Consider the following 18160-nt stretch of genomic DNA (forward strand, 5'->3'; position numbering starts at 1 on the left):
TTGTGTCGATAACTCACTGTGTAACGCTGGGCGCGGCAATGCATTCCGGCACCGGGTTAAGTTCAGCCTGAGTAATACTTCGCCGAGCTCAGCCGGGGTGAAACGCCACCGTCCAAGTTAGGTGCAGCGTGGGCGAATCGCGTGCGCATGACTCGGATGCCCCAACGGGCAAAGGCGTTACGGCGAAGGGCCTTTGGCGGCTCGCACTCAGATGGAAAAGTCCTCGCCGTACCAGACGCCCGCTTCGGGCGGGCGGATGACCCGACCGGTCTGTGATCCGTCGACCTTCGCCTCGAGCTTGGTCACCCGGGTCAGCAGCGATTGCAGGCTGACCCCGACCAGATCGGGCATCAGCGAGTCGTCCGGACCGCCGGGGCCGGGATGGGTGCGGGCGATGACCTGCCCGGGCACGCCCACCACCACAGCGCTGGAGGGCACCTCCTTGACCACCACGGCGTTGGCGCCGATGCGGCTGTCGTCGCCGATTTTGATGGCGCCCAAGACTTTTGCCCCGGCCCCGATGATCACCCGGTCGCCGATGGTCGGATGACGCTTGCCGGTGTCGCGGCCGCTGCCGCCCAGAGTGACACCGTGGTAGATGGTCACGTCCTCGCCGACCTCGGCGGTTTCCCCGATCACCACCCCCGTCGCGTGATCGATGAACAACCCCGGCCCCAGCACGGCGCCGGGGTGGATCTCGACGCCGGTCAGAATCCGGGTGATCTCGGCGCAGATCCGCGCGGCCAGCCGGGCGCCGCGCCGCCACAGCCAGTGGTTGACGCGGTGACCCCAGATGGCGTGCACGCCCGGGTAGGCGAAGATCACCTGCAGCGTGGTCGGAGCGGCCGGATCGCGCTCCCGGGCCGCCCTGATGTCACGACGGATGGCTGCCAGCATGCTAATCGGCCAGGTCGGCGAACAGCGGCGTGCTCAGGTACCGCTCACCGAAGTCGGGGAGCACGACGACCACCAGCTTGCCGGCGTTCTCGGGCCGGCGGGCCACTTGCAGGGCGGCCACCAGCGCCGCGCCCGAGGAGATGCCGACCAGCAGCCCCTCCTCGGCGGCCAGCCGGCGGGCCAGCGCGATCGACTCCTCGTTGCCGACGGCGATGACCTCGTCGACAAGATCCATGGCAAGCACCGGTGGCACGAACCCGGCGCCGAGACCCTGAATCGGATGCGGCCCCTTCTGGCCGCCGGACAACACCGGCGACGCGGCCGGCTCCACGGCGATGAACTGCGCCGACGGCTTGCGTTCCTTGATGACTTGGGCGACACCGGTGATGGTGCCGCCGGTGCCGACGCCGGCGACGAAGATGTCGACCTTGCCGTCGGTGTCGCGCCACACTTCCTCCGCGGTGGTGCTGCGGTGAATCGCCGGGTTGGCCGGGTTCTCGAACTGCTGCGGCACGAAATACCGGTCGTCGCTCTTGGCCAATTCCTCGGCCTTGGCGATCGCGCCCGGCATGCCGTCGGCGCCCGGCGTCAGCACGATCTCGGCGCCCAAGGCGCGCAACAACATTCGCCGCTCCACGCTCATCGTCTCCGGCATGGTGAGCACGCAGCGGTAGCCGCGCGCCGCGGCCACCAGCGCCAGCGCGATACCGGTGTTGCCGCTCGTCGGCTCGAGAATGATGGTGTCCGGTTTGATCAGGCCCGCCTGCTCGGCCGCATCGATCATGGCCACCCCGATACGGTCCTTCACGCTGTTGCCCGGGTTGAAGAATTCCAACTTGGCGACGACGTCGGCGACCGCACCTTCGGTGACCCGGTTCAACCGGACCAGCGGGGTGTTTCCGATCAGCTGCGTGACGTTCTCGGCGATGCTCATCTACCTTTTGTCTCCCACGATGTAGGACCAGGCCTCGTCGGCCTGCCAGCTAATATCGAACTCTATGGCCATTTCGGTGGGGATGGCTAGCGCAACGGGGGTAAACCGTTGCGACGCTTCGTCCAGCGCCACCCCGGTGAGCACGCGTCCATGCAGATCGCCAACGGTTTTCGCGGTCAGCGTTATTCCCGAGCCGCCCGGCGCCTCACGTATGTAGAAGTCCGTGCCCGGTTCGACGACCTGCCCGACGGCGAAACCGTCGGCGTCCACCAGTTGGTGGCCGTCGTCGGCGCTGAGCAGCAGCGGGATTCGCACCCGGAAGGGTCCGATCAGCCCGGCATCCGCGGTGGCGTGCCGGTCGTCGAGCAGCAGGGCGTCGTCGGCGTGGTGGACGGCGCGTCCCGCCTGCGCGAGCAGGTAGTTGTACAGATGCACGACCTTGTCGGCGTTGCGGTAGTGGCGGGCACCGGTGAGCCGGAAGTTGACGTGCTCGATGGTGGGCGTGGCCGTCTCCGACGTTGCCACCAGCCGGTAGTAGCGGTAGCCGCGCCCGCCGCGGCCGTGACTGCTCGACGACAGCGTGCTGCCCTCGCCCAGCGTGCGCTGGTAGCGCCGCTGTCCGGGCTCCAACCTCAGGTGCGAACCCGAAACATCCTGCCACACAACACCATTGGTGGATTTCTGCAGTTTCAATGTGGCGTCGCCCGCCGACGAGCTCCACACCGAGTAGCCGCCGAGCTGAGGTTGGCCGTCGAATTCGAAGGTGAGCACCGGTCCGGGCGCCCGGTGCACCGCGATGGGGACGTTGAGCGGTCGGGTGTCCAGGGCCAGGCCGTTGGTGAAGAACCAGATCGCCGCCTGCGTCGCGGCGATCGCCTCGTGTTCGGTGATGTTGGCCGGCCCGAGCGGATAGCCGGCCTCGCGCACCTGTCGGCTCAGCTCGGCGGTGGAGCGCAGCGGAAACGAGTTGCGCAGGATCCAGTCGACCTTGGCCTCGTGCCCCGACGTGCGCAGATGCGGCAGCGCGGACCAGGAGTCGACCCGGTAGCGGGACGGATGCGCCGGGGCGATGCCGGCGAAATCCAGCGAATAGGCGTGCACGTTCGGGTTGAGCCGGATCAGATCGGTGCGGGCCCAGCTGCCGTCGGCGAACACCACCCGGTCGACGGTGTGCGAATACGTGCCGCCGCGGTAGCGGGTCATCCGGTTGAGCGCGGTGGCCGGTCGCACCACGCAGCGCCGGCGGGTGGCCACCGGCGCCAGGGCGCGGTCGGGCTCGGACAATATGGTCATGAGTCGTTGATCTTCCTGAAAAAGGCTTTCCATCGGCCCGCGTCGTCGCAGCGCCGGACAGCGCCGGCGACACCGCCCGGGCAGGGGCGAGCGCGGGGATTTCTACAGCGTCAGAGGGCTTGCGGAAATCAACGACAACAACAGCAACAACAGGCCACGACGAGGCAGCGCGACGGGGCAAAGCGCGGCTGTAGGCGGTGTTGCATGTCACCACTATAGGTCATCGCACTTGGCCGTTTGTTCGGCTCAGCCCGGCTGTAAGTCTTGGGCGGCGGTGACCGGCTGGCCTAATGTCGGGACTCGTTGAGTCACCGACCACCGCGGGCCGGCGGACTCGGCGCGGCGGAGGGATGCACGGCACGCCGAGCGACGACGCACAACACCGGCTCGGCGCGCGGCCCCGGCCCCGATGGGGCACGATGAATCCACCGATCCGGGCCGCATTTTTCGACCACGCACGAAAGGATCACGATGACGTCGGCTCAAAATGAGTCTCAAGCACTTGGTGATCTGGCTGCCAGGCAACTCGCCAACGCAACCAAGACCGTCCCCCAGCTCTCGACGATCACGCCGCGCTGGCTGCTGCACCTGCTGAACTGGGTTCCGGTGGAGGCGGGCATCTACCGGGTGAACCGGGTGGTCAATCCCGAGCAGGTCGCCATCAAGGCCGAGGCCGGCGCCGGCAGCGAAGAGCCGCTACCGCAGACCTATGTGGACTACGAGACCAGCCCGCGCGAGTACACGCTGCGCAGTATTTCCACGCTGGTCGACATCCACACCCGGGTCTCCGACCTGTACTCGAGCCCGCACGACCAGATCGCCCAGCAGCTGCGGCTGACCATCGAGACCATCAAGGAGCGTCAGGAGCTGGAGCTGATCAACAGCCCCGAGTATGGGCTGCTGGCCCAGGCGACGCCGGAGCAGACGATCCAGACGCTGGCCGGGGCTCCCACGCCCGACGACCTCGACGCTCTGATCACCAAGGTGTGGAAGACGCCCAGTTTCTTCCTGACCCACCCGCTGGGCATCGCGGCGTTCGGGCGCGAGGCCACCTACCGGGGGGTGCCGCCGCCGGTGGTGAGCCTGTTCGGCGCCCAGTTCATCACCTGGCGCGGTATTCCGCTGATCCCGTCGGACAAGGTGCCGGTGGAGGACGGCAAGACGAAGTTCATCCTGGTCCGCACCGGCGAGGAACGTCAGGGCGTCGTCGGGCTGTTCCAGCCCGGCCTGGTCGGGGAGCAGGCGCCGGGGCTGTCGGTGCGGTTCACCGGCATCAACCAGTCGGCGATCGCGACCTACCTGGTCACGCTGTACACCTCCCTGGCCGTCCTGACCGATGACGCGCTCGCCGTGCTCGACGACGTCGCGGTGGATCAGTTCCATGAGTACAAGTGAGTACCGAGCGGTAGACGCCGAAAGCGACCTGCCCATCAGCGCCGCGGAACTCGCCGCGCTGGCCAGCCAGCTGTATGCGGCCAGCATCCGCCCGGGCCCCGACAGCCCGCCGCAGCAGGCGCCGGTGGCACCTCGCGGCAGCGTGCCGGACGCCACGGCGGCGACCTCGGCCGGGCGGACCGCCGCCGGCACAGCCGACGTGTACCCGGGACCGGTTCCGCAGGTCGGTGCGCGCGACGTCTACCTGCCGCCCCGGCGTCTCGGGCCCCCGAAGCACCCCCGCAGGCGGCGCCGCCCGCCCGCGCGGCAGTGCGCCGGACGCCACGGCGGCCACGTCGGCCGGGCGGGCGGCCGCCGGCACCAGCGACGTGTATTCGTCATGGGTGCCGCAGCTGGGGGTCGCCGACATCTATCTCGGGGCTCCGACGCCCGCCGGGCCGGAGGCGCCGCCGCAGAGCGCGCCGCCCGCCCCCCGCGGCCAGGTGCCCGACACGACCGCCGCGGCCACCGCCTACGGCGCCGACCTGAGCGCGTTCGCGGTGCCCACCGGCATCGTGTCCACCGCGCCCGGTGTGCAGGCCGGGACGGTGCCGCCCGTCCCCGTCGTGCCGCGGGCCGCGACGGCGCCGTCGTGGCTGCCCGAGGCGCCCTCGGTCGCCGACCTGGGCTGGTCCGACGCACCCGCACCCGATGCGCCGGCCGGCGACGAGCATGACTACCACTTCCTGACCAAAACCGATCCGGTGCCGCAGTTTCGCGACGAGCACGAGGTTTTCGACGTCGCCGCGATTCGCTCGGACTTCCCGATCCTGAAGGAGACGGTCAACGGAAAACCGTTGATCTGGTTCGACAATGCGGCGACGACGCAGAAGCCGCAGGTGGTCATCGACCGGCTGTCGCACTTCTACGCCCACGAGAACTCGAACATTCACCGCGCCGCACACGAATTGGCGGCCCGCGCCACCGACGCCTACGAGGAGGCCCGCGACACCGTCGCCGAGTTCATCGGCGCGCCCAGCTCGGAGAACATCGTGTTCGTGCGGGGCACCACCGAGGCGATCAACCTGGTGGCCCACGCGTGGGGCGCCAAGCATCTGCAGCCCGGCGACGAGATCGTCATCACTCACCTGGAGCACCACGCGAACATCGTTCCCTGGCAGCTGATTTCGCAAAAAACCGGTGCCATCCTCAAGGTGGCGCCGATCGACGACGCGGGCAACCTGCTGCTGAGCGAATTCGAGGAGCTGCTGGGCCCGCGGACCAAGCTGGTCGCGGCCAGCCACGTGTCGAACGCCCTGGGCACCGTGGTGCCGGTGGACAAGATCGTCGAGTTGGGTCACCGCTACGGCGCCCGGGTGCTGATCGACGGCGCCCAGTCCATCCAGCACATCCCGATCGACGTCGCCGAACTCGGCGCCGACTTCTTCGTCTTCTCCGGCCATAAGATCTACGGCCCCACCGGGATTGGTGCGCTCTACGGCACCGAGGAGGCGCTCACCGAGACCCCGCCGTGGCAGGGCGGCGGCCACATGATCGCCGACGTCACCCTGGAACGCTCGCTGTACCAGGGGCCGCCGACGAAGTTCGAGGCCGGCACCGGCAACATCGCCGACGCCGTCGGGCTGACCGAGGCGCTGCGCTACGTGCAACGGTTGGGCGTCGAGCGGATCGCCGCCTACGAGCACGCCCTGCTGGAGTACGCGACACCGCGGTTGGCCGACATCCCCGGGGTCCGCCTGATCGGGACCGCGCAGGAGAAGGCCAGCGTGTTGTCCTTCGTGCTGGCGGGCCACGAACCGCTCGAGGTGGGCAAGGCGCTCAACGCCGAGGGCATCGCGGTGCGGGCGGGCCACCACTGCGCCCAGCCGGCCCTGCGCCGACTGGGACTCGAGGCCACCGTGCGCCCGTCGTTCGCCTTCTACAACACGTTCGAGGAGATTGACGTGTTCCTGCGCGCGGTGCGCCGGATAGCCGAGGGCGGCGCCAACGTCGGCTGAACCGCCGGCCGGGCGGTTAAACCCTAAGTGGTTACGCCCCAACCGAATACGCGCGAGGTCAGCAGCACGATGCCCAGCGAGACGGTGGCGACCACGGTCAACCCGATGACCGCGACCACCAGCGGGCGCCACCCGGTGCGGGCGATCTGGCGGATGTCGGTGTTGAGCCCCACCCCGGCAAAGGTCAGCAGGAACGCCCATTTCGACACGTTGGCGAGGTTGGCGGTCTGGCCCTTGGTCAGCCAGCCCGCGGTGGCGATCGCCGAGACCACCAGGAAGCCCAGCACGAACTTCGGGAATTTGGCCCAGATGAAGGCGGCCTTGGCCCGAACCCCCGGGGCGATCTCGTCGGCCTGCCCGCGGCCCGCCCAGAACAGCGCGAAACCCAGCACCACGAAACCGATCAGCGCGTTGCGGGTCGACTTGACCAGCACCGCGATCTTGCCGGCGTGCTCGGAGTACAGGTATCCGGTGGCGGTGGTCTCGGCGGTGTTGTCCACCGAAAGCCCTGCCCACAAACCGAATTCGTGATCGGTCAGCCCGATCGCATGCCCTAGCGGCGGCAACACGAACAGCGACACCGCGCCCAACGCCAGAATCGCGGCGATCGCGTAGCTGACGTCGGAGTTACGCGCGCGGATCGCGCCCTTGGCCGCCACGATGGCCGACACCCCGCAGATGGACGTGCCGATCGCCAACAGCGAACCGAGCTTGCCCGACAACCCGAACCAGCGGGCCACGGCGATGATGATCGTCCCGGCGATGGTCATGTCCACCAGGATCTGCACCAGGCTGATCCCGCCCAGCTTTGCGATGTCGCCCAACACGAATCGCGAACCGAGCGCCACGATCCCGGCCTTCAGCCAGAATTCGTAGGTCAGCACGCCGGGCCGAAAGATCGGGTGCAGCCCGACGGTGTTGGTGATCACCAGCCCGATCACGATGGCCCACAACACATATTCGATGTCGGGCACCGTCCAGTGCTGGTGTTTGGCCAGCGCGTTCCACCAGATCTGGGCGTACTTGCCCAACACCCCCACGCCGATCAGCAGCAGGATGCCCGGCAGGTAGTCGAGCGGGCGGGTGCTGGTGAAGGTGGCGTCCGCTGTTTCGTCTGTTTCGTCGGGTGCGACGCGAACGGTGCTCACGCCGGTCACCACGGAATCTTCGGGAGCACGTCGGCCACCGCCAGCGCGACGATCACGCCCGCCACCGCGGTGGCCCACCAATCCACCGAAACCGACGCCAGCCGCCCCGCCCAGTCCTGCCCACGATCGGGCGCCTCGTGATCGCCGCGACTGTCACTCACCATGTCCGCTCCTCGAGCAACCGGTGGCGGCCCACGCGGGACGCCTGCTGACGGAATCGTGGCGGTCGCGCCCGCCGCATCCAAGCGATTGGCTCGGCCTGAATTTAGCTCCGCCGTATTTCAGGTCGGCAGACCGTATTTCTCCGCGTCGGCGCGGTAGCGGTCCACCCACTCGTCGGAGCGGTGGTCCGCCTGGCGCTCCAGCACCGGTTCGGGCGCCAGTTGCGGGTCGAGCCCCAACTGCTCGAGGATGGCGGCGACCACCTGAGTCAGGTTGCGCCACAACACCGGATACGGGATCTCCATGGGTTTGAGGTCCTCTTCGGCGAACCAATTGCGCCAGCCCTCTTCCTGGGCGCGCAGCATCGTCACGACGTGGGCGATCGCCCCGGCGTGATAGGTGGCGCGCGCGTCGCGCGCCGGGTCGGGCCGGCCCCGCCAGACCCGCGTCTGCACCGCCCGCCAGAACGACACCGCCTGCGAGACCACATCCGGCCGGTAGACGTGAATCAGCAGCGGCTCCTCGCCGATCACATCGCGGATGGCCGCCCGCAGCCCGTCGCCGCTGCGATCCGGCAGGTTCTTCGCACGGTCCAACAGCAGCGGGGTCTGGTTCCACATCAGCTTGCCGCCCCACACCCCGTTCGGGGTCCGGCCGACCGTGCGGATGTAGCTGCGCCAGATCTCGGGCGGAGCCAGGTCCGGCGTGCCCGCGTCCAGCGGATCGAGCAGGCTCAGGATCGACTCGTCGTCGACCCCGGCGAACCATTCCCGCGGCTGCGGGGCCTGGCTGGTGGACGGCAGGTACTGGAAGAACTCCTGAGGCTCGCCGGCCACGCCGGTGGCCCGCAGCGATTCGACCAGCAGCGTGCTGCCGCTGCGCTGCGACGCCAACACCAGGTATGACGACGGGCTATTTGTCACCGGCAGAGTGTATCCACAACCGGCACTTCTTATTCCTCGACTTGATGCCCACCTGTTCCTGGACGGCCGAAGTTGTGGTCACGCCGACGCAAAACCTTGCCCACGACAGCGGTGCGGCGAATCCTGACGCTCGTCGTAGAAGCGTTGCGTGCAGCACTATTCCGGACGGCGGGTGAAACCATCCGTCCGGTCCCCGTCCACATTTCTTCTGGTTGATTGCAACCCTGACGGCGGACGAGGTCGTGGCCGTAGATTCGCTGAACTATGCGCGAAGCACACGTGAGTGCCGCATGTAAACAGCGCTGTTTGCTTGGGAGCCAGGTGATTACGAACGGATAAACCGTGTTACGAAATATGGGGGTCGGGTTGAGACAGCGAATGAGCGGGCGAGCACCGTGAACGCGACCGCCATCGCCAAGCCCATGACGGCGCTCGGCCAATTCTTCTTGCTCAGCGCCGAGGCGCTGGCCGCCGCGGTTCGCGGGCCGTGGGCGTGGCGGGAAATTCTCGAACAGATCTGGTTCGTGGCACGGGTTTCCATTTTTCCGACCATCATGTTGTCGATTCCGTACACCGTGCTGATTGTTTTCGTGCTCAACATTCTGCTGGTGGAGATCGGCGCCGGCGACCTGTCCGGCGCGGGGGCCGGGCTGGCGTCGGTCACCCAAGTGGGGCCGGTCGTCACGGCGATGGTCGTTTCGGGCGCCGGATCGACCGCCATGTGCGCCGACCTGGGCGCGCGCACCATCCGCGAGGAAATCGATGCGATGAAGGTGATCGGCGTCAATCCCGTTCAGGCACTTGTGGTTCCGCGCATCATCGCGGCCACCTTCGTGGCGGTCATGCTCTACGCGGTGGTCGCCGTCACCGGATTGACGGGCAGCTACATCTTCGTGGTCTTCGTCCAGCACGTCACGCCGGGCGCCTTCGTCGCGGGAATGACGTTGGTCACCGGGCTGCCGCAGGTGGTGATCTCGCTGATCAAGGCGACCCTGTTCGGTCTGTCCGCGGGACTGATCGCCTGCTACAAGGGTCTCTCAGTGGGCGGCGGCCCCACCGGCGTCGGCAACGCGGTGAACGAGACGGTGGTGTTCTCCTTCATGGCGCTGTTCTTCATCAACATTTTGACCACCGCGCTCGGGGTGAAGGTGACGGCCAAATGACCGAGACCGCCCGCGAGCCGTCGCGGTTCGCTGCGCTGGGGCCCAGGCTCGTCGAGTCGACCCGCAAGCTGGGGGAGCAGACCGTGTTCTACGGCCAATCCCTGGCCGCCATCGCCGACGCGATACGGCGCTATCCCGGCGAGCTGTTGCGGCTGATCGCCGAGATGGGCATGGGCACAGGCGCGTTGGCGGTGATCGGCGGCACCGTCGGCATCATCGGCTTCCTCACCCTCACCACCGGAGCCTTGGTCGCGGTCCAGGGCTACGACACGCTGTCCAACATCGGCGTGGAGGCGTTGACCGGATTCCTCTCGGCGTTTTTGAACGTGCGGATGATCGCGCCCTGCACGGCGGGCCTGGCGCTGGCGGCCACGATCGGTGCCGGCGCGACAGCGCAATTGGGGGCGATGCGCATCAACGAGGAGATCGATGCGCTGGAAGTCATGGGCATCCGCGCCGTCACCTACCTGGCGTCGACTCGCATCATCGCCGGCATCCTGGTGGTCATCCCGCTCTACGCCGTCGCCGTCCTGATGTCGTTCATCGCGGCGAAGCTGCTCACCATCTACGTCTACGGCCAATCCAAAGGCGTCTACGAACACTACTTCTCCACCTTCCTGCGCCCGAACGACCTGTTGTGGTCGTTCTTCTCGGCGCTGGCGATGGCCACGGGTGTGATGGTGGTGCACACCTATTACGGGTTCACCGCGACCGGCGGCCCGGCGGGCGTGGGGGAGGCGGTCGGCCGGTCGGTGCGGTCGTCGATGATTGTCACCGCCTTTGTGTGCCTGATGATTTCGCTGTCCGTGTACGGGCAGTCCGGCAACTTCAACCTGTCGGGATAGCCGATGAGCAAGCACAGCAGCAGCGGCCTCATCCGGCGCGGCGGAAACCAGCGCAACGGGATCGACCCCATCTGGTGGGCGCCCACCCTGTTCATCGTCATCGGCGGACTGGTCGCGTTGACCGCGGCCTCCTTCTCCGGGAAGTTCCAGACCTTCGTCCCGCTCACGCTGGTGTCCGACCGGGCGGGACTGGTGATGGAGGACGGCGCCAAGGTCAAGTTGCGCGGTGTGCAGATCGGGCAGGTCGCCTCCATCGGCACCGACGTGAAGACCGCCCGGCTGCAGCTGAAGATCCAGCCGGGCCCGTTCCGATATCTGCCGAGCAACCTGGAAGCCGAGATCAAATCGACCACCGCCTTCGGCTCCAAATTCGTCGACCTGATCGTTCCCGAGCGGCCCAGCGCCAGCCCGCTCAAGCCGGGCTCGGTGCTGCGTTCACGCAACGTCACCGTCGAGGTGAACACCGTCTTCGAGAACCTGCAGGCGGTCGTCCAGGCGCTCGACCCGGCCAAGCTCAACGCCATCCTGTCCGCGTTCGCCCAGTCGGTGCGCGGCAAGGGCGAGCGGATCGGCGAAGCCATCACCGACGCCAATAGCCTTCTGCGCACCGTCAATTCACGCATGGACACCATCGGTGAGGACTGGCGGCTGTTCGGGGCGACCACCGCCGTCTACTCCGACGCGGCGCAACACATCCTGTCGATTCTCGACTCGGCGAACACCACCAGCAACACCATCACCGACAACCAGCGCTCGCTCGACTCGCTGCTGCTGTCGGCCGTCGGCTTCAGCCAGACCGGCATCAACGTCATCGGAGCCAACGAATCCAACATCGTGCGAGCGATGAACCTGCTCGATCCCACCATCGCGCTGATGCAGAAATACTCCCCGACCTACACCTGCCTGTTCCAGGGCGCCCAGTGGTACGTCGACCACGGCGGCCGAGATGCTCTGGGCGGCAACGGATATTCGGTGATCCTGGACGCGGCTCTGCTGTTCGGCGATGACCCATACCGCTATCCCAAACACCTGCCCAAGGTCAATGCGACCGGCGGCCCCGGCGGCAGGCCCAGCTGTGGTTCGCTGCCCGACCCCAGCGCCAACTTCCCGGTGCGGGCCCTGGTCACCGACACCGGTTGGGGAGCCGCGCCGAACGAGATCCGCACCAACGTGGCCGCGGGTAACCCGTGGTGGGCCAACTGGTTCCCGACCACCAAGAACCCGCCCGAAGCGCCGCGCTACTTCTGGCGGGGAGGGCAGCCGCCGCCATGAGAAGGAAATTGTCGAGCATCGCCTGGCGGGTGGCGATCTTCACCGCGGTCTGCCTGCTGTTCACCTTCACCCTCATCGCGGTGTTCGGTCACCTGCGCTTCGAGGACCGCACCGGCTACCAAGCCGTGTTCACCAACATCTCCGGCCTGAAGTCCGGCAACTTCGTGCGCATCGCCGGGGTGGAGGTCGGCAAGGTCGGCGATCTCACCCTGCACCGGGACGGCACCGTCACCGTCGGCTTCGCGGTCGACAAGGGCGTGCGGCTCAGCGAGGGCACCAAGGCGGTGGTGCGTTACGAAAACCTGATCGGCGACCGCTATCTGGCGCTGGAGGAGGGCCCGGGCTCGCCGCAGCGGCTGCCGCCGGGCGCGACGATTCCGCTGGCGCGCACCTCGCCGGCGCTCGACCTGGACGCGCTGATCGGCGGGTTCCGTCCGCTGTTCCGGGCGCTGGACCCCGATCAGGTCAACGCCCTGTCCGGCCAATTGCTGCGCATCTTCCAGGGGCAGGGCGGCACCCTGGCCTCGGTGCTGTCGCAGACCTCGATGCTGACCTCGACCCTGGCCGGGCGCAGCCAGCTCATCGGCGAGCTCATCACCAACCTGAACACCGTGTTGCGCACCTTCGCCACCCGCGACCACGAATTCTCCGACGGCCTGGACAAACTGGCGCAGTTGGTCGATGGGCTGGCCCAGCGACGCGACGACATCTCCACCGGGCTCGCCTACATCAACGCGGCCGCCGGCTCCATCACCGACCTGCTCTCCCAGTCCCGCCAGCCCCTCAAAGACGTTGTGCAGCAAACGGATCGGATGTCCGGGCAGGTGCTCTCCGACCGCGACTACGTCGACAAACTGCTCAAGGAGCTGCCCGACATCTACCAGGTGCTGGCCCGCCAGGGCCTCAACGGCGACTACTTCGGCTTCTACTTCTGCGAAGTGCTGCTGAAGCTCAACGGCAAAGGCGGCAACCCGATCTTCGTCAAATTGCTGGGTCAGCCCAGCGGGCGGTGCACACCGAAATGACGTGGAAGCTACCCAAATCACCCGCCCCGCAACGGCCCTTGATGCTGGGCGTGCTGGGAACCGTCATCCTGGCCTGCGTCACCGTCGTCGCCTTCCAGTACAACAAGCTGCCGTTCATCAAGAACACCGACGACTACGCGGCCTACTTTTCCGAGGCCGGCGGCATCAAACCCGGCAACGCGGTGCGGGTTTCCGGCATGGGCGTGGGCCGGGTCTCGGACCTGCGCCTGGAAGGCACCAAGGTGCGGATCGGATTCACCGTCCGCAAGGGCGTCGTCCTGGGCGATCGCACCGAGGCGGCGATCAAAACCGAAACGATCCTGGGCGCCAAGATGTTGGAGCTGACCCCGCGCGGGGACGGGCGGCTCTCGGGCGTCATTCCACTGGAACGCACCACCTCGCCCTACGATCTGCCCGACGCCCTGGGCGATCTGACCACCACCATCAGCGGCCTGGACACCACCCAACTCTCCGCGGCCCTGACCACGCTGGCCGACACCCTCAAAGCCACACCGGAGAACCTCAAGCCCGCGCTGCAGGGCGTCGCCCGGTTCTCCGACACCCTCAACAGCCGCGACGCGCAGCTGCGCAGCCTGCTGGGCAACGCCAATCACGTCTCGGCGGTGCTGGGCCGGCGCAGCCAGCAGATCGCCGGGCTGGTGGCCAACTCCAACGCGCTGCTGGCCGCGCTGCTGGACGAACGGGATTCGCTGGACGCGTTGATGAACCACCTCACCGCGGTGTCGCATCAGATCAGCGGGCTGGTCAACGACAACCGAACCCAGCTCAAACCCGCGCTGGACAAGCTCAACGGTGTGCTCGAGATCCTGGACAACCGCAAGGAGGAGCTGCAGAAAACGCTGCCCAAGTTCAAACGGTATGCGATGTCGTTCGGCGAATGCCTGGGCTCGGGGCCGTTTTTCAAGGCCTACGTGGCCAACCTGGTGCCCGGCCAGTTCGGTGGACCGGTGTTGGACGCGGACATGTACGACCGTTTCCTGGACCCCGATCAGAAGCTGCCCTCGGAGGTGGTGGACCCCCCGACGGGGACTCCGCCGGTGCCGCCGGAGAACGCGCCGGTGCCGCTGTGGTCGCAGCCGCCGTCGCCGCCGCCGTCCACGCCACCGGTGCGGACCATCCCGCCGCCCTCGCCCCACGAATTCGATCAGCCATGACCATCACTCGAGACACCCTGCGCAAGGCGACCGCGCTGAGCCTGGTCCTGACGCTGGCCGTGGCGAGCGTGCTGGTCGGCGGCAAGCTGTGGCGGGCCGTCGAAAAGAACAGCTACGCGGCGTATTTCGCGGAGACCAACGGCTTGTTCGTCGGCGACGAGGTCCGCATCCTCGGCGTCGCCGTCGGCGCGATCGACAAGATCGAACCCCAATCCGCCGGCTCGAAAGTGACGTTCTCCGTCGACAAGAAGTACGCGATCCCGGCCGCTGCCCGCGCCGCCGTGCTGTCGCCATCGCTGGTGACCGCCCGGGCGATCCAGCTGGTGCCGGCATACTCCGGTGGGCCCACATTGAGCCCCGGCGCGGCGATCCCGCTGAGCCGCACCGCGGTTCCGGTGGAGTGGGACGATTTCCGCAAGCAGCTGGAGAAACTGACCGACGCGCTGCAGCCCACCACCGCGGGCGGGGTGAACTCGGTCGGCGAATTCGTCAACTCGGCCGCCGACAATCTCCGCGGCCAGGGGGACACCGCCCGCGACACGGTACTCAAGCTCTCCGAAGCGATTTCGGCGCTCGGTGACCACGCCGATGACATCTTCAGCACGGTGCGCAACCTGCAACTGCTGGTGTCCGCGCTGTACTCCAGCAGCGACCTGCTGGCCTCGTTCAACACCAACCTGGCCGCCGTGACGACCCTGCTGACCAACACCCCCAACGAGGTAGGCAGTGCGCTGAAGTCGCTGGACGGGGCGCTGAGCGATGTGCGCGATTTCCTGGCGGAGAACCGCGAGGCGATGGGTGTCACGGTCGACCGCCTGGGCTCCATCACCACCGCGCTCAACGACAGCCGCGGTGACGTCAAGCAGATCCTGCACATCGCCCCCACGGTGTTCCAGAACTTCTTGAACATCTACCAGCCGGCCCAGAGCGCGATGACGGGCATCCTGGCACTGAACAACTTCGCCGATATTCCCCAATTCATCTGCAGCTCAATCGAAGCGGCGTCGCGGGCCCGGCTGGCGCGAGTATCCAAACTGTGCCTGCAATACCTCAACCCGATCATCAAGAACCGCATCTACAACTACATCCCGGCGGGGATCAACCCGTTCGTCGGTACCCAGGCCCGCCCCAGCGAGATCACCTACAGCGAGGACTGGCTGCGGCCCGGGTACACGCCCCCGGACAGCGGCCCGCCCCCCGAGGCGCCGGCTCCTCCCGGCCAGCCCGCGCCCGCCGATCAGCCGCCCGCCGAACCCGGCCCGCCGCCGAACCCGACGAGCAACTCGCTGCAGGTGCTGCGGGACCTGATGCTGCCGACGGGGCCGTCATGAGACGCGCGGTCGTCGCAGCACTGGTGGTAGCTTGCGCGGCAGCGCTTTCCGGGTGCGGCTGGCGTGGCTTGAATTCGCTGCGGCTGCCCGGCACCGCGGGCGGGGGACCGGGCTCCTACACCATCCAGGCGCAGATGCCCGATGTGGTGACCATCCAGGAAAACACCCGCGTCCGGGTGGACGACGTCAACGTCGGCAACGTCACCAAGATCGAACTGCAGGACTGGCACGCCCTGGTCACCATGCGCATCGACGGTGACGTGCACCTGCCGGCCAACTCGACCGCCAAGCTCGGCCAGACCAGCCTGCTCGGGTCGATGCACATCGAACTCGCACCACCCAAAGACGAGCCGCCCGTCGGCCGGCTCACGGCCGGCTCGGTCATCCCGTTGTCCCGGGCGAGCCTGTACCCCACCACCGAGCAGACGCTGGCCTCGGTGTCGATTCTGCTCAACGGTGGCGGAATCGGGCAGCTGCAGGAGATCACCCAGGCGGTGGCGAAGGCCTTCGCCGGCCGGGAAGCCGACATGCGCAGCCTGCTGAGCCAGATCGACGAGTTCATCGCGCACACCAACGAGCAGACCGACGACATCATCGCCGCCGCCGAGAATCTCAATGCCCTGGCCGGTCAGGTCGCCGCCGCCGACCCGGTGGTGGACAAGGCGTTGACGTCGGTGCCCAAAGCGCTTGCCGTGCTGGCGCAAGAGCGCACCAAGATCGCCGACACCATCGACCGGGTCGGCAAGTTCAGCGCGATCGCGGCCGACACCATCCACCAGAGCAAGCAATCCCTGGTGGACAACCTGCGCAACATCGCGCCGGTGCTGCGGTCGCTGGCCGACGCCGGACCCTCGCTGACCCGCGGCTTGGACGGCCTGGCGACTTACCCCTGGCCGGCGTCGACGGTGCGGAACTGGTTCCGCGGCGACTACGCCAACCTCACCTTGATCGTCGACTTGACGCTGAGCCGCATCGACCAAGGGCTTTTCACCGGCTCCCGCTGGGAAGGCAACCTCACCCAGCTCGAACTGCAGTGGGGCCGGACCATCGGCATGCAGCCCAGCCCCGTTACCGGCGGCAACCCGCTGACCTATCCGTACCATTTCGGGGGATACTGATGCTTCGGTTGAACCGCCGGACCTGGATCCAGTTGTCAATTCTGGCGCTGGTGACCGTTGTTTCCTGCGGCGCAATGGCATTCAACTTCATGAAGCTGCCCGCGACCCTGTTCGGGATCGGCGAGTACCGGGTCACGGTCGACCTGCCGCAATCGGGTGGGCTCTACCAGACCTCGGTGGTCACCTACCGCGGCACCGACGTCGGCCAGGTCAAATCGGTCGACGTCACCGCGACCGGAGTGCGCGCGGTGCTGGCTATGCGGTCGGGGATCGAGGTGCCCTTCGACGTCCAGGCGTCGGTGCACAGCCGCTCGGCGATCGGTGAGCAGTACATCGAGCTGACCCCGCGGCCCGGCACCGGCGACCACCAGTCCCGGACGCTGCGCGACGGCGACGTCATCACCGCCGGCCGCGTCGAGGTACCGGTGGACATCGGGCGGCTGCTCGACATGACCAACCGTGCGCTGCAAGCGATTCCCCGCGACAACCTGCGCACGGTGATCGACGAGACCGACCGGGCGGTCGGCGGACTGGGCCCCGAGTTGTCCCGCATCGTCGACGGGTCCACCGCGCTGGCCGTCGCCGGCGGCCACACCGTCGACCCGCTCGCCGCGTTGATCGATCAATCTCCGGCGGTGCTCAACTCACAGGTCCAGACCTCCGGGGCGATCGCCACCTGGGCCGAGCGCACCGCGGCCCTCATGGCCCAGTTCAAGGCGCAGGACGCCGCGGTGCGAGACCTGTTGGCGCACGGCGCTTCCGGAGTCGAGGAGGGGCGCGCCCTGCTGGACCGGGTGACGCCCGCCCTGCCGGTGCTGTTCGCCAACCTGGTGAGCCTGGGCGACATCGCCGTCGTCTACCGCCACGACATCGAACAACTGCTGGTGTTGCTGCCGCAGGGCATCGCGGCCATGGCGGCGATCATCGTGCCCAGCTCCAACACCAAGCAGGAGTACCGGGGCGCCCAGTTGGACTTCAACCTCAACCTCAACCTGCCGCCGCCGTGCACGACGGGTTATCTGCCTCCGGCGCAACGCCGTTCGCCCGCCAGCGTCGACGCGCCGGACCGACCGGCCGCCGACTTGTATTGCCGGGTGCCGCAGGACTCGGAATTCAATGTTCGCGGCGTGCGCAACATCCCCTGTGAGAGCAAGCCGTGGAAACGCGCACCGACCGTCGAACTGTGCGAAAGCGACGAAGAATACGTGCCGCTCAATGACGGCTACAACTGGAAGGGCGACCCCAATGCCACCACCAGTGGTCAAGGCGTGCCGCAGTATCCGCCGGGACAGGATCCGCGGCTGCCGCCACCGCGGGGCACCGCCCCGGCACCCCCGCCCGTCGCGGTGGCACCCTACGATCCGGCCACCGGAGATTACATCGGGCCGGACGGCCGCCGCTACACCGAGTCCGATCTGGCGCACCCACGCGCCAAAAGCTGGCAATCACTTCTGGTTCCGCAACCCTGAGGAGTTCGAGCAT

Annotated in this window: 16 protein-coding genes; 10 read left to right on the forward strand and 6 right to left on the reverse strand. The window is 67.6% G+C overall.

Translation table 11 applies throughout. The features are described 5' to 3' along the window. Nucleotides 1-207: 207 nt before the first annotated feature. The 3 genes from cysE to NF20_RS02380 are packed head-to-tail and all read right to left on the reverse strand — an operon-like array spanning nt 208 to nt 3124. On the reverse strand, nt 208-897 hold the full coding sequence (cysE, locus tag NF20_RS02370; RefSeq protein WP_011724562.1) for a serine O-acetyltransferase: 690 nt from the start codon (nt 895-897) through the stop codon (nt 208-210). Between the two features lies 1 nt (nt 898). Beyond that, complete coding sequence (cysK, locus tag NF20_RS02375) at nt 899-1831, reverse strand: cysteine synthase A (RefSeq protein WP_003872497.1); 933 nt, start codon at nt 1829-1831, stop codon at nt 899-901. Then, on the reverse strand, nt 1832-3124 hold the full coding sequence (locus NF20_RS02380) for a thioester domain-containing protein (protein ID WP_023898546.1): 1293 nt from the start codon (nt 3122-3124) through the stop codon (nt 1832-1834). Nucleotides 3125-3595: 471 nt separating this feature from the next. Here NF20_RS02380 and NF20_RS02385 point away from each other — a divergent pair, with 471 nt between their 5' ends. Both NF20_RS02385 and NF20_RS02390 read left to right on the forward strand, forming a co-directional pair. Next, a complete protein-coding gene (locus NF20_RS02385; RefSeq protein ID WP_003872495.1) occupies nt 3596-4519 on the forward strand; it encodes a family 2A encapsulin nanocompartment shell protein in 924 nt (307 codons plus the stop codon). A 482-nt stretch (nt 4520-5001) separates the two neighbouring features. Further along, nucleotides 5002-6516 carry a family 2A encapsulin nanocompartment cargo protein cysteine desulfurase gene (locus tag NF20_RS02390; protein ID WP_031355186.1) on the forward strand — a complete coding sequence of 505 codons (1515 nt, stop codon included), beginning with the start codon at nt 5002-5004 and terminating at the stop codon, nt 6514-6516. A gap of 23 nt (nt 6517-6539) precedes the next feature. On the opposite strand, the gene NF20_RS02395 is transcribed toward NF20_RS02390, so the two are convergent. From NF20_RS02395 to stf0, 3 genes are all read right to left on the reverse strand, one after another. Then, nucleotides 6540-7673 carry a YeiH family protein gene (locus NF20_RS02395; RefSeq protein WP_095762094.1) on the reverse strand — a complete coding sequence of 378 codons (1134 nt, stop codon included), beginning with the start codon at nt 7671-7673 and terminating at the stop codon, nt 6540-6542. Continuing rightward, entirely contained in the window at nt 7670-7828 is a 159-nt protein-coding gene (locus tag NF20_RS27550; RefSeq protein ID WP_170945452.1) for a hypothetical protein, read from the reverse strand. The genes NF20_RS02395 and NF20_RS27550 overlap by 4 nt, the downstream gene beginning before the upstream one ends. A gap of 117 nt (nt 7829-7945) precedes the next feature. After that, a complete protein-coding gene (stf0, locus tag NF20_RS02400; RefSeq protein ID WP_003872491.1) occupies nt 7946-8749 on the reverse strand; it encodes a trehalose 2-sulfotransferase in 804 nt (267 codons plus the stop codon). A gap of 395 nt (nt 8750-9144) precedes the next feature. Here stf0 and NF20_RS02405 point away from each other — a divergent pair, with 395 nt between their 5' ends. Genes NF20_RS02405 through NF20_RS02440 form a run of 8 tightly spaced genes read left to right on the forward strand, consistent with a single transcriptional unit; the run spans nt 9145 to nt 18147 of the window. After that, nucleotides 9145-9912 (forward strand): MlaE family ABC transporter permease, encoded by a 768-nt coding sequence (locus NF20_RS02405; protein ID WP_009976294.1) that lies wholly within the window; start codon nt 9145-9147, stop codon nt 9910-9912. Next, nucleotides 9909-10757 (forward strand): ABC transporter permease, encoded by an 849-nt coding sequence (locus NF20_RS02410; RefSeq protein WP_023898575.1) that lies wholly within the window; start codon nt 9909-9911, stop codon nt 10755-10757. Before NF20_RS02405 ends, NF20_RS02410 begins: the two co-directional genes overlap by 4 nt. A gap of 3 nt (nt 10758-10760) precedes the next feature. Continuing rightward, nucleotides 10761-12029 (forward strand): MCE family protein, encoded by a 1269-nt coding sequence (locus NF20_RS02415; RefSeq protein WP_023898578.1) that lies wholly within the window; start codon nt 10761-10763, stop codon nt 12027-12029. After that, nucleotides 12026-13054 carry an MCE family protein gene (locus NF20_RS02420; RefSeq protein ID WP_023898579.1) on the forward strand — a complete coding sequence of 343 codons (1029 nt, stop codon included), beginning with the start codon at nt 12026-12028 and terminating at the stop codon, nt 13052-13054. The genes NF20_RS02415 and NF20_RS02420 overlap by 4 nt, the downstream gene beginning before the upstream one ends. Then, a complete protein-coding gene (locus NF20_RS02425; RefSeq protein WP_023898581.1) occupies nt 13051-14229 on the forward strand; it encodes an MCE family protein in 1179 nt (392 codons plus the stop codon). The genes NF20_RS02420 and NF20_RS02425 overlap by 4 nt, the downstream gene beginning before the upstream one ends. Further along, a complete protein-coding gene (locus tag NF20_RS02430) occupies nt 14226-15560 on the forward strand; it encodes an MCE family protein (protein WP_009976301.1) in 1335 nt (444 codons plus the stop codon). Before NF20_RS02425 ends, NF20_RS02430 begins: the two co-directional genes overlap by 4 nt. Continuing rightward, nucleotides 15557-16678 carry an MCE family protein gene (locus NF20_RS02435; RefSeq protein WP_023868778.1) on the forward strand — a complete coding sequence of 374 codons (1122 nt, stop codon included), beginning with the start codon at nt 15557-15559 and terminating at the stop codon, nt 16676-16678. The genes NF20_RS02430 and NF20_RS02435 overlap by 4 nt, the downstream gene beginning before the upstream one ends. After that, complete coding sequence (locus NF20_RS02440; RefSeq protein ID WP_023898608.1) at nt 16678-18147, forward strand: MCE family protein; 1470 nt, start codon at nt 16678-16680, stop codon at nt 18145-18147. Before NF20_RS02435 ends, NF20_RS02440 begins: the two co-directional genes overlap by 1 nt. Nucleotides 18148-18160: the final 13 nt, after the last annotated feature.

The sequence above is a fragment of the Mycobacterium sp. MAC_080597_8934 genome (assembly GCF_000523975.1).
Lineage (GTDB): Bacteria > Actinomycetota > Actinomycetes > Mycobacteriales > Mycobacteriaceae > Mycobacterium > Mycobacterium avium.

Coding starts and splice junctions, on each gene's coding strand:
- NF20_RS02420 (WP_023898579.1), top strand. CDS start 12,026: ATGAGAAGGAAATTGTCGAGCATCGCCTGGCGGGTGGCGATCTTCACC.
- cysK (WP_003872497.1), bottom strand. CDS start 1,831: ATGAGCATCGCCGAGAACGTCACGCAGCTGATCGGAAACACCCCGCTG.
- NF20_RS02385 (WP_003872495.1), top strand. CDS start 3,596: ATGACGTCGGCTCAAAATGAGTCTCAAGCACTTGGTGATCTGGCTGCC.
- NF20_RS02415 (WP_023898578.1), top strand. CDS start 10,761: ATGAGCAAGCACAGCAGCAGCGGCCTCATCCGGCGCGGCGGAAACCAG.
- NF20_RS02425 (WP_023898581.1), top strand. CDS start 13,051: ATGACGTGGAAGCTACCCAAATCACCCGCCCCGCAACGGCCCTTGATG.
- cysE (WP_011724562.1), bottom strand. CDS start 897: ATGCTGGCAGCCATCCGTCGTGACATCAGGGCGGCCCGGGAGCGCGAT.
- NF20_RS02430 (WP_009976301.1), top strand. CDS start 14,226: ATGACCATCACTCGAGACACCCTGCGCAAGGCGACCGCGCTGAGCCTG.
- NF20_RS02380 (WP_023898546.1), bottom strand. CDS start 3,124: ATGACCATATTGTCCGAGCCCGACCGCGCCCTGGCGCCGGTGGCCACC.
- NF20_RS02440 (WP_023898608.1), top strand. CDS start 16,678: ATGCTTCGGTTGAACCGCCGGACCTGGATCCAGTTGTCAATTCTGGCG.
- NF20_RS02435 (WP_023868778.1), top strand. CDS start 15,557: ATGAGACGCGCGGTCGTCGCAGCACTGGTGGTAGCTTGCGCGGCAGCG.
- NF20_RS02410 (WP_023898575.1), top strand. CDS start 9,909: ATGACCGAGACCGCCCGCGAGCCGTCGCGGTTCGCTGCGCTGGGGCCC.
- NF20_RS27550 (WP_170945452.1), bottom strand. CDS start 7,828: ATGGTGAGTGACAGTCGCGGCGATCACGAGGCGCCCGATCGTGGGCAG.